We start from the raw sequence: 11,892 nt of genomic DNA on the forward strand, positions 1-11,892 counted from the left end.
AAAATTTATTTCATTGCCGCTCTCTTACGAAGTCTGGAATCCAGCTCTTTCTTACGGATACGTAAGGAAACCGGAGTAACCTCAAGAAGCTCGTCCTTGTCGATGAAGTCCAGAGCCTGCTCCAGGGAAAGGATTCTCGGCGGAGTCAGACGCAGTGCCTCGTCGGAGGAAGAAGTACGGGTGTTGGTCAGGTGTTTCGTCTTGCAGACGTTCAGCTCGATATCCTCGGCCTTACCGTTCTGTCCGATAACCATACCGGCGTAAACCTTCTCGCCAGGTCCGATGAACAGAGTACCGCGCTCCTGTGCGGAGTACAGACCGTAGGTAACGGACTCGCCTGCCTCGAAAGCGATCAGGGAACCCTGTTTGCGGTATTCGATGTCGCCCTTGTACGGTGCGTAATCTTCAAACTCGGTGTTCAGGATACCAGTTCCTTTGGTGGAAGTCATGAAGATTCCACGGAAACCAATCAGGCCTCGTGCCGGGATTTCGAACTCCAGACGGGTGGAACCATCGCTTGCGCGGCTCATGCCGTGAAGCTCGCCTTTACGCTCGCTGAGGAGCTGGATGACAGTACCGGAGAACTCATCCGGAACGTCAACGTATGCGATTTCCATTGGCTCGAGTTTGCGTCCGCGCTCGTCCTCTTTGTAGATAACCTCTGCCTTACTTACTGCGAACTCATATCCCTCACGGCGCATGTTTTCGATCAGGACGGACAGATGCAGCTCACCACGGCCGGAAACCTTGAAGCAGTCTGCGGAATCAGTCTCCTCGACGCGGAGAGAAACGTCAGTGTTCAGCTCACGCATCAGACGGTCACGCAGGTGGCGGGAAGTTACGTATTTACCTTCTTTACCGGCCAGCGGGCTGTCGTTTACGATGAAGTTCATGGAAATAGTCGGCTCGGAGATTTTCTGGAACGGGATGGAAACCGGGTTGTCCAGATCGCCGCAGAGAGTATCTCCGATGTGGATATCCGGGATACCGGAAACAGCAACGATAGAACCGATGCCTGCCTCAGTAACCTCTACTTTTTTCAGTCCGTCAAATTCATACAGTTTGCTGACCTTTACTTTTTTCTTCTTGGTCAGATCGTGGTGGTTGACCAGCATAACGTCCTGGTTCACGCGGATCGTTCCGTTTTCAACTTTGCCGACACCGATACGTCCAACGTATTCGTTGTAGTCAATGGTACTGATCAGAAGCTGTGTGCCAGCTTCCGGATCGCCGGTCGGAGCCGGGATGTATTTCAGGATGGTCTCGAACAGAGGAGTCATATCCTTCGGGGTATCGTTCAGATCGAGTACCGCATGACCCATCTTTGCGGATGCGTACAGAAACGGACAGTCAAGCTGTTCGTCAGATGCATCGAGGTCCATCAGAAGCTCGAGCACTTCGTCGATAACTTCATCCGGGCGTGCTTCCGGGCGGTCGATCTTGTTGATGCAGACGATAACGGACAGATCCAGCTCGAGTGCTTTTTTCAGCACGAATTTGGTCTGCGGCATAGCGCCCTCGAATGCGTCTACAACCAGAATAACGCCGTCTACCATTTTCAGAACTCGCTCAACCTCGCCGCCGAAGTCCGCATGGCCTGGGGTGTCGATGATGTTGATTTTCGTTCCTTTGTAGTAAACTGCTGTATTTTTGGAAAGAATGGTGATTCCACGCTCACGCTCGATATCGTTCGAGTCCATGACACGTTCCTGAACCTCCTGATTGGCACGGAAAACGCCGCTCTGTTTCAGAAGCTCGTCTACCAGTGTAGTTTTACCATGATCGACATGGGCGATGATGGCAACGTTTCTTACATCTTCTCTCGTTGTTTTCATTTCTTCATTCCTCTTCCTATGAGTTGACCCTGCCGGGTTCAATTTTTCAAAATTTCAAGCCGGCCGGGAATGTTTATCACAGCACAAAGGCAGGTGCCTTGCCGTTTTGTCTCTGCTGGATGCCTGCCTATCTGAACTATTATAGCACAGAACAGAGAAAAAAAACAGGGAAGATGTGACATTTTTTGTATTGCAATGGTAGAAAATACGAAGCATGTGGTGCGGTTTTTACAGAAACATATACAAAAAATTGGGCAGAATGCTGATTTGAATAGAAATAAAAAAATCTGGAAAAAAGTGGTTCTGAAAAAGAAATGTGGTTCATACATTAGGATTATAGATCAGCAAAGTACCGATCAGAAATCAATATTCAGAAAGAAAAGACAAAGGAAGGGGATTTTCATTATGGCAGACAAGATGATTGAAAACAATCAGGTGGTTATCATGGGAGAGATTGTCTCCCCGTTTACATTCAGCCATCAGGTATTCGGAGAGGGCTTTTACCTCGTCGATGTGATGGTCAAGCGGTTGAGTGAATCGCAGGACATCATTCCGGTGATGGTCTCCGAGCGGCTGGTGGATGTATCACAGGATTACCAGGGTGAGTGGATCTGCATCAGCGGTCAGTTCCGGTCCTACAACCGCCACGAGGAGAAGAAGAACCGTCTGGTACTCTCCGTATTTGCGCGGGAATTAAGCTTCGTGGAGGAAGAGGACGATTCCGTCAAATCCAACCAGATTTACCTCGATGGATACATATGTAAACCGCCGGTCTACCGGAAAACACCTCTGGGAAGAGAGATCGCCGACCTTCTGATCGCGGTCAACCGTCCGTATGGAAAATCAGATTATATCCCGTGCATCTGCTGGGGACGGAATGCGCGGTATGCCTCTGCGTTTGCCGTGGGCGGCCACGTTCTCATCTGGGGACGGATCCAGAGCCGGGAATATATGAAGCGGCTGAGCGAGACGGAAATGGAAAAGCGGACTGCATATGAGGTTTCGGTGAGCAAGCTGGAATATAGTGAGAGTTAAAGCGCGATCCGCTGTTGACAAGAAAATTTAATGATGCTATAGTAAAAGCAGAACTGAAGTGGATAGAGGTCGCATTACTTCAAGAGTACCTTTTCGGATGCCTCAGCAGCAAAAGAAGAAGAGGAAAAGGGAAGAATGCCGAAGGACATCCGGCGCTGAACCGGTATGCTCCTGGGCGCAGGTTGAAAAAATCTGCGACTGTCATCGAGAGATGGAGAGCTATCTGATCATAGATACTGCGTATGTGTGAATTTGGAGGCGATCTTATCTGGGATGAGGCGCCTCTTTTTTAAACGGAAAGTGAAATTTTCCGTGGGAGATAAGCTCCGGCGACTGATTTCTTATGGTTTTATCTGACACAACATACAGGAGGAAAAGAGAATGTCTATTTTTAAAGGTGCAGCTGTTGCAATTATCACACCGATGACCGAAACACAGGAAGTGAATTACGAAAAACTCGGAGAACTGATTGAGGAGCAGATCGCCGGCGGAACCGACGCCATCGTTATCTGCGGAACCACCGGTGAGGCTTCGACCCTGTCCCATGAGGAGCATCTGGATGCCATCAAATATACCGTGGAAAAAGTAAATCACAGAATCCCGGTAATTGCAGGAACCGGCTCCAACAGCACGGAGACAGCAATTTATCTGTCTCAGGAAGCAGAAAAATACGGCGTGGACGGACTTCTTCTCGTTTCTCCGTATTACAATAAAGCAACACAGAAGGGCCTGATTGCACACTTTACCGCAATCGCAGACAGCGTCAAAGTGCCGGTCATCCTTTACAACATTCAGGGCAGAACCGGCGTAAACATTGCACCGGAAACGATCGTCTATCTGTTCAACAACGTTGAGAATATCGTTGCAGTCAAAGAGGCTTCCGGAAACATTTCCCAGGTCGCAAAAATTATGCAGCTGACCGATGGAAAGATCGATCTGTACTCCGGAAACGACGATCAGGTTGTGCCGATCCTTTCCCTTGGCGGAAGCGGTGTAATCTCCGTTCTTTCCAACGTAGCACCGCGTGAGACCCACGACATGGTACAGAAATTCCTCGACGGCGATGTGGCCGGATCCAGAGAAATCCAGCTGAGAGCACTGCCGCTCATCGATGCGCTGTTCTGCGAAGTAAACCCGATTCCGGTAAAAGCAGCGCTGAACCTGATGGGCAAAGAGGTTGGACCGCTTCGTCTGCCGCTGACCGAGATGGAGCCGCAGAACCAGGAGCGCCTGGCAAAGGCTATGAAAGATTTTGGAATCAAACTGGCTTAAGTTAAGAATACACGAAGTAAAGAAGGAAAAAGACAATGGTTAAAATTATTATGCATGGCTGCAACGGCCATATGGGACAGGTCATCACCGGCCTGGTAAAAGAAGATGCAAATGCAGAAATCATAGCCGGAATCGATATGAACGACAACGGCCAGAACGATTATCCGGTATTCAAAAGCCTGGCAGAATGCGATGTTCCGGCAGACGTAGTCGTTGACTTTTCTTCCTACAAGGCAGCCGACGCACTGCTCGATGCCTGCAAGGAGAAAAAACTTCCACTCGTCCTCTGCACCACAGGCCTCACCGAGGATCAGCTCAAAAAAGTGCAGGAGACCAGCAAAGAAATCCCGGTTCTCCGCTCTGCAAATATGTCCCTTGGTGTGAATACGCTGATGAAACTGGTACAGGCAGCTGCAAAAGTGCTTGCCGAAGCAGGCTTTGATATGGAGATCGTGGAGAAACACCACAAACTGAAATGCGACGCTCCAAGCGGAACCGCCATCGCCCTGGCAGACAGCCTGAACGCGGCAATGGACAACCAGTACCACTACGTATACGACAGAAGCCAGCGCCACGAGCAGCGTGACCCGAAAGAAATCGGAATCTCTGCTGTACGCGGCGGCACCATCGTCGGCGACCACGACGTCATCTTCGCAGGCCCGGACGAGGTTGTTACCCTGTCCCACAGAGCATATTCCAAAGGAGTTTTCGGAAAAGGAGCTGTAGAGGCTGCAAAATTCCTGGCTGGAAAACCGGCTGGCATGTATGACATGCAGGATGTCATTGCTGCGAAATAAGGCAGAAACAGGGAAAAAGTGAATAGAAACCAGAAAGTGCGCAACGAAAATGCGAAACGTTGCGCACTTTTTCTTTTCTTACAACGGGATTTTCGGAATTGAGGAAGTTATTTTGCAGAATATTTGGCAGAATACACAAGAAAAAATACGGAATATCAAAAGAGAACGTGAAAATCGCAAACGGTAATGGAAAAATCAATGCGCAACAAGGTAAAACGCTAAAGTTGCGCATTTTGCACAAAAAATAGTAAAACAGTATATTTCGACAAGAAATATCTTATAAAAACTGCGAATTGTAAACAATATGCCGAAATGATATGATAATGGCACAAAGAAAAATAAAGAGTTGAGCAACAAAAAAAGTTGCGCAAACAAGAAAGGGAATGAGAAGATGAAAAAGAATGGTTGGAAAGGGTTTTGCAAAAAGCTCTACAAGTACCGGGTATTTCTTCTGATGCTTGCACCGGCAGTAATTTATACCCTGATTTTTTCCTACTACCCGATGACAGGAATTGTAATGGCATTCAAAAAATACTCCTACGCAGGAGGTATCTGGGGAAGCCCGTGGAACGGATTTGATAACTTCAAGTTCTTCTTTAAATCAGGACAGGCCGGACTCGTTACCAGAAATACCGTGCTGTATAATCTGGCATTTATTGCGATCAACACGACGATGCAGATTGCCGTTGCCGTGCTTCTGACCGAGATCCGCAACAAACATTACCGTAAGATCACACAGTCGCTGATGTTTCTGCCGTATTTCATTTCCTGGGTTATCGTAGGAGTTATGGCATTCAATATTTTCAGTTCCGACTACGGTTTTCTAAACCGACTGATTGAAACCTTCGGTGGAACACCAATCAAGTTTTACACGACACCAAAGGCATGGCCGTTTATCCTTGTCTTCTTTAATGTATGGAAGGGAATCGGATACGGTTCTGTTATGTACCTGGCAGCGATTATGGGAATTGACACTTCGATTTATGAAGCAGCCCGCATCGACGGAGCAAACGTGTTCCAGCGAATTTTCAAAGTAACAATCCCGATGATCATGCCGACCACAATCATCCTGCTTCTGCTATCCGTCGGAGGCATCTTCAAAGGAAACTTTGATATGTTCTACAACCTGGTTGGAAGTAACGGTCTTCTGTACAACTACACCGATGTAATTGATACCCTGACGTTCCGTGCCTTAATCAGCAGCAACGACTTCGGAATGTCCGCAGCTGTTGGTCTGTATCAGTCGGTACTGTGCTTTATCACTGTCGTAATCGTAAACAAACTGGTTGGTCTTTATGATAAAGACTACACCTTATTCTAGGAGGGATGAAAAGTGGGATCTTCCAGTCATACAAGTAAAATCAAAAGAGGAAAAGATGCGGTTGCACTTGATATCATCGCGTACGGATTCTGCGGAATCATCGCGCTGGTCTGCCTCGTTCCTTTCATCATGATCGTATCCGGCTCGTTTTCTTCGGAATCGGCCATTATCCAGAACGGTTTCAGCCTTCTGCCGCAGGATTTCAGCCTGGAGGCATACAAAACCGTATTTAAAGATCCTATGGTTGTCTTCCGCGCATACGGCACGACCATCGGTCTGACCATCGTCGGAACGGTACTTGGTCTGCTGCTGCAGACTATGACAGCTTATGTACTGTCACGCAAGGAGTTTGAGTGGAGAAATCAGTTTTCGTTTTTCTTCTACTTTACCACTTTGTTTTCCGGCGGTCTTGTTCCGTACTACGTACTGATGACACAGACCCTGAATCTGCGGGACAGCTACCTTGCACTGCTCCTTCCGCTGCTGTTCAGCGTATACAACCTTCTGATCATGAAGAGTTACATCGTGGGACTTCCGGATTCTCTGATTGAAGCGGCCAAGATTGATGGCTGCGGCGAGTTCCGTATTCTGTTCCGGATTGTAATGCCGCTGATCAAACCGGCACTTGCTACCGTGGGCCTCTTCATTGCACTGGCTTATTGGAATGACTGGTACAATGCGATGCTGTATATCAAAGACACGAACAAGTATCCGCTGCAGTATTTCCTGTATCAGCAGGTTAATGATATTGAGGCATATAAAAAGCTTCTTGCAAACAACGCCGCAGGCTCTGCCGTCAGCGCAATCTCATTGCCGACCCAGTCCCTGAAAATGGCACTTACCATTGTAGTAACCGGCCCGATCGTTCTGGCATATCCGCTGGTACAGAAATACTTTGTACAGGGTATCACAATCGGAGCAGTCAAAGGCTGATACAAATCATGTTAATTTAACTGAATCAAGTAAGTCCCTGTTTCCATTGCGAAAAGCAATAAGCAGGCGGGTGGGGACTTGCTTGTATCAGGAGGAGTGCAAGCTCCTTCTGATAAACTGCGGAGCAGTTATTCGGTTATGAGCAAGTAGCAAAGCGGATTGCGAATATCCGCTTGAATTACACATTATATTTATGAAGGAGGTTCTTTATGAAAAAGAGCACAAAAAAACTGGTATCTGTATTACTTGCATCCGCAATGGCAGCCGGCATGCTGGCAGGATGCGGTTCCGGCAACGGAAAGGGAAGCACGGGCGACAGCAAAAGCAGCTCCGCAGCTTCCGGCACATCGGGAGACAACCTGAGTGCAGACACTTCGGAGCATGTCGATCTGACGATGTATCTGATCGGCGACCGTACCCCGGATTTTGATGAGGTTTACGCCAAAATCAATGAGATTCTGGAAGAGAAGCTGAACTGCTCTCTGAACGTAGAATTCCTTTCCTGGGGCGAGCATGACACGAAATATTCCCTGCTGTTCTCCTCACAGGAAGATTTTGACCTGATCTTTACCGCATCGAGCTGGTGCCATTACGAGCAGACCGTTTCCCTCGGCGGATTTGCACCGCTTTCTGAGGACTTTATCAAAACGTATGCACCGGATATCTGGGAGGTTGTTCCGGAAATGGCATGGGAGCAGGCAAAGATTGACGGACAAATCTACATGGTTCCGAGCTATGCCAACGAGTTTGGTCAGGAAGTTCTGGCAGTGCGCGGTGACCTGATGGAAAAATACGGTATGGATGATATTACATCCTGGGATGACCTGATGAAGTTCTACAAAGCATGTGCAGCAGACGGTATCTATGCAAGTCAGGGCGGACCGTGGTATCCATTCTTCCAGTCCCAGGGCTATTCCACAACGGGCGGAGCACCGAAGGGCGGCGAGCTGATTCTGTATCATACCCAGGATCCGAAAGATCTTGAATTCCAGTACATCGGTGAATGGGATGCGTTCCGTGAGTACTGCCAGGAGATGAAAGACCTGGTAGACGCCGGAGCATGGTCCAGCGACGTATTAAACAGCAGCGATGAGAGACAGACCGGACTTCTGACCGGAAGAACAGCAAGCATGAGCTGGAATCTCGGAACCTGTCTTACCTACGGAAAACAGGCAAATGAGGAACATCCGGATTGGAATGTAACGATGGTAGACCCGAACAAAAACCTGTCGAAAAAAGTAAACTCTTACATCAACAACGGTGTTGCCATCAACGCAAACAGTAAAAACAAAGAGAGAGCCATGATGGTATTAAATGAATTCTACACCAACCCGGATGTTTACGATCTGGCTATGCTCGGTATCGAAGGAAAGCACTGGGAAGCAGTCGGTGATGATCAGTACAAAGTTATTGATGAGAGCGGCTATGGTGTAGCAAGTAACTGCAACTGGGGATGGAACAACTGCACCATCCAGAGAGAGGAATATCTTGAGAACAGAACGGCTCTGGACGACAAGTATGAAAGCATCAAAGATGCCTTCAACAACAACATCAAAGAAGATCATGTTTACGACGGATTTAACTTTGATTCCAGCAATGTAAGTACACAGTTTGCAGCAGTAGAGGCAGCCATCGACAATTATTATAACCCGCTGATCAACGGTCTCGTTGACGATGTGGACGCTTCCATCGATGCCATGAACGCAGCTATGGACAGCGCCGGAATCCAGGATATTCTGGATGAGATGAACCGTCAGGCAGCAGAGTATGTAGCGGAGAAAGAAGAAAAATAAAACAGTAAAATAAAACAGGGAATGGACGCGCTGGTCTGCCAGAAGCTCCGGCGCGGCCGTTCCTTCTTTTAGAGATCAAGTGATGGTTCAAAAAGCTTTGAGGGATGACTTGATTTCTAACAGCATTCGTATTAAATATAAAAATATAGGAATTTTTCAAATTTAACAGAAAGTGACAGGGTATTTTTATGACACTGGAGGAAATTGCAAAAGAGATAGGGGTATCAAAAAGTACCGTTTCCCGTGCACTGTCCGGTAAGGGCAGAATCGGAGAGAAGACCAGAAACCGGATTCTCGAGGTGGCAAAACGGGGAGAAGAGCGGGAGGAGATGGCGCGGACCCGAACGGTGACGCACAACATCGGCGTGGTACTGCCTTCAGACGTTTATTATGGAAGCGGTGTTTATTTCCAGAACTGTCTGCTCGGCGTCTGCGAATCGGCATCGATGCTCGGGTACAATGTGCTGATTACGACGAGCAACGCGCATGATATTTCAGAGCTGCAGTCGCTGGTGGAGTCGAACCGGGTGGATGGTATGCTCCTGACACGTGCGCTTGAGGATGACCGTGCGCTGCAGTATTTAAGTCAGGCAAATTTCCCGACAGCACTGACGGGAACATGCCGGTATGACAACATTATCCAGGTGGATACCGACAATGAGGGTGCGGCAGAGAAAATGACAACGCTGCTGATCGGAAAGGGATTCCGCAGATTTGCGTTTCTTGTCAAGGATATGAGCTATAACGTAGACCGCAAGCGTCACGAAGGTTTCTGCCGGGCGCTGATTAAAAATGGAATTTCCGAGAAGGATCAGCTTTTCTACAATGGTTCGATCCGTATGGAGTTTCTGGATGCGATCATTGAAAATATTATATCCAAAAAAGTGGAATGCATCATCTGTGGCGACGACGAGATTTGTACGATGGTGATGTCCCGGCTCCAGGCGGAAGGCTATCGAATTCCCAAGGACGTCGCGATTGCTTCGCTCTACAACAGCACCAATCTGGACTGCTATTCCCCTGCAGTTACAGCAGTCAGTGTGGCAGCATCCCAGATGGGAGGCACAGCCGTGCGTCAGCTGATCCAGCGGCTCCGAGGGGAAAATTATGAGAAGAAGACGATGCTGGATTACGACATTTTATTCCGAAAATCGACAAACTAACGTAGCAGGGAGGACAGAACAATGGAATTTCAGAAGGGAATGGATCTATCTTTTATACCGGAGCTGGAAGATGCCGGAGTACAGGTGAAGGACTTTGACGGAACTGTTATGGATCCGCTGGATCTCGTTCAGAAATACGGGGTAAATTCCGTACGGCTCCGTATTTGGAATGCGCCGGAGCATGTCAGGGAGTCCGGCGGATACTGCAGCTATGCGCATACACTGGCGATGGCAAAACGGATCCGGGCACATGGCATGAGCTTTATGCTGGATTTCCATTATTCTGATTTCTGGGCGGATCCCGGTCAGCAGAGAAAGCCGAAAGATTGGGAAAACTTAAGCTTTAAAGAATTAAAAGAGGCTGTTTTTTCTTATACAAGAGATACGCTGACGGCATTAAAAGAGGAGGACGTTCTGCCGGATATTGTTCAGATCGGAAATGAGATCCGAAGCGGCCTTCTGTTTCCGGACGGAGAGCTGCCGGATTATACAAAAATGGTACAGCTTGTAAATGCCGGAATCCGCGGTGCGCGGGCTGCAGCCGGAAAAGATGAGATGCAGGTTATGATCCATCTCGACCAGGGCGGACGGTATTTCTATCTGAAAGAGTGGTTTGACTGTTCCTTTGAGGCAGGACTCGAGGATTTTGACCTGATCGGACTTTCCTATTATCCATTCTGGCACGGCACTTTCACGGATCTGAAAGAGACAATGACGAAGCTGATCCAGGATTACAAAAAGCCGATTATGGTCGTTGAGACGGCGCATGCATGGAGAAAGAGTGCGCATGGGTTTATCGATGAACAGCAGGAAAAAATCGCAGGATTTCCGGCGACGCCTGCCGGACAGAAGCAGGTGCTGGATCTGGTTGCCAATATCGTTGCTTCGCTGCCGGATGAAATGGGGCAGGGTATCTATTACTGGGAACCGATCTGTGTTCCGAAAGACGGTGAGGGCGGCTGGTCGGAAAATATGGGTCTGCTGGAGGAGAAGGGAACCATCATGGAGGGCATTCGTTCTTTCCTGTTTACACGGAATGATGCCTGTCCGGAAAAACCGGCCAAGATTTACGAGCCGGAGCCAATGACCGTAGTAAAAGACGAAGCATGCGGTCTGCCGGAGATGCTCCCGGTTTTGCTGTATGACGGAATGGTGGAGCAGCGGCGGGTAAACTGGAACGAAGTGCCGGACACACGCGTGACAGGCGAATATGATGTGACAGGAAATGTGGAAGGTGTTCCGTTTGCTGCACATGCGAAGATCTGCGTGGTGGAAGAGCTGCCGGAGGCGGAGAATCTGTTGCTCGATGTCGGCTGGGAAGACGGCCTGGCGCGCTGGAACGTAGAAAAATCCGAGGATGCCGTTGCAGTACAGCTGTTTCCGGAGTTTGTCGATCCGTTCCCAGCTCCGCCGGTGAATGCGGTACGCGTAGAAGCACCGAAAAACTTTACGTTTTCGATCTGCCAGACGGTAAAGGTACAGGAGGCAGGAACGTATACATTATCTGTTGCCTTTCAGGGAACCGATACAACAAATGTGGATGTGCGGCTGTTCCTCAATACGGAAGAGGGAAAAGAAGAGACTGTGATTCATCCGACAGAACATGCATGGACCGGCTACAAAGTGACATGCGAAATCAGAAAACCGCAGGAAGTCACTGCCGGAATCCGAATTTCATCGCCGCCGATGTACGGCATGATGCGGAATTTCTGTCTGCAGACAGTAAAAAGAGAGGGACAATAA

General features: G+C 48.6%; 9 protein-coding genes and 1 riboswitch. Of the genes, 8 read left to right on the top strand and 1 reads right to left on the bottom strand.

From position 1 onward, the window contains the following. Window positions 1-5: 5 nt before the first annotated feature. Window positions 6-1,835, bottom strand: a complete 1,830-nt coding sequence (gene typA / locus DXA93_RS12635) for a translational GTPase TypA (RefSeq protein ID WP_055220803.1) — start codon at window positions 1,833-1,835, stop codon at window positions 6-8. 405 nt (window positions 1,836-2,240) lie between these two features. Here typA and DXA93_RS12640 point away from each other — a divergent pair, with 405 nt between their 5' ends. From DXA93_RS12640 to DXA93_RS12675, 8 genes are all read left to right on the top strand, one after another. Continuing rightward, window positions 2,241-2,870 carry a single-stranded DNA-binding protein gene (locus tag DXA93_RS12640; protein ID WP_055220802.1) on the top strand — a complete coding sequence of 210 codons (630 nt, stop codon included), beginning with the start codon at window positions 2,241-2,243 and terminating at the stop codon, window positions 2,868-2,870. Between the two features lie 55 nt (window positions 2,871-2,925). After that, window positions 2,926-3,100: riboswitch (Lysine riboswitch) on the top strand. Window positions 3,101-3,251: 151 nt separating this feature from the next. Further along, window positions 3,252-4,142: a 4-hydroxy-tetrahydrodipicolinate synthase gene (dapA, locus tag DXA93_RS12645; protein WP_022461866.1), complete on the top strand. Its 891-nt coding sequence runs from the start codon at window positions 3,252-3,254 to the stop codon at window positions 4,140-4,142. A gap of 35 nt (window positions 4,143-4,177) precedes the next feature. Then, entirely contained in the window at window positions 4,178-4,939 is a 762-nt protein-coding gene (dapB, locus tag DXA93_RS12650) for a 4-hydroxy-tetrahydrodipicolinate reductase (RefSeq protein WP_117510456.1), read from the top strand. A gap of 391 nt (window positions 4,940-5,330) precedes the next feature. Then, window positions 5,331-6,260, top strand: a complete 930-nt coding sequence (locus DXA93_RS12655; protein ID WP_022461864.1) for an ABC transporter permease — start codon at window positions 5,331-5,333, stop codon at window positions 6,258-6,260. A gap of 12 nt (window positions 6,261-6,272) precedes the next feature. Further along, a complete protein-coding gene (locus tag DXA93_RS12660) occupies window positions 6,273-7,193 on the top strand; it encodes a carbohydrate ABC transporter permease (protein ID WP_022461863.1) in 921 nt (306 codons plus the stop codon). Between the two features lie 209 nt (window positions 7,194-7,402). Continuing rightward, a complete protein-coding gene (locus DXA93_RS12665) occupies window positions 7,403-8,986 on the top strand; it encodes an ABC transporter substrate-binding protein (protein ID WP_022461862.1) in 1,584 nt (527 codons plus the stop codon). Window positions 8,987-9,174: 188 nt separating this feature from the next. Continuing rightward, window positions 9,175-10,149, top strand: coding sequence for a LacI family DNA-binding transcriptional regulator (locus tag DXA93_RS12670; protein WP_055227760.1), 975 nt, complete (start codon window positions 9,175-9,177; stop codon window positions 10,147-10,149). A 21-nt stretch (window positions 10,150-10,170) separates the two neighbouring features. Then, entirely contained in the window at window positions 10,171-11,892 is a 1,722-nt protein-coding gene (locus DXA93_RS12675) for a glycosyl hydrolase 53 family protein (RefSeq protein WP_022461860.1), read from the top strand.

The organism is Blautia sp. OF09-25XD (genome assembly GCF_003482095.1).
Classification (GTDB): Bacteria; Bacillota; Clostridia; order Lachnospirales; family Lachnospiraceae; genus Fusicatenibacter; species Fusicatenibacter saccharivorans.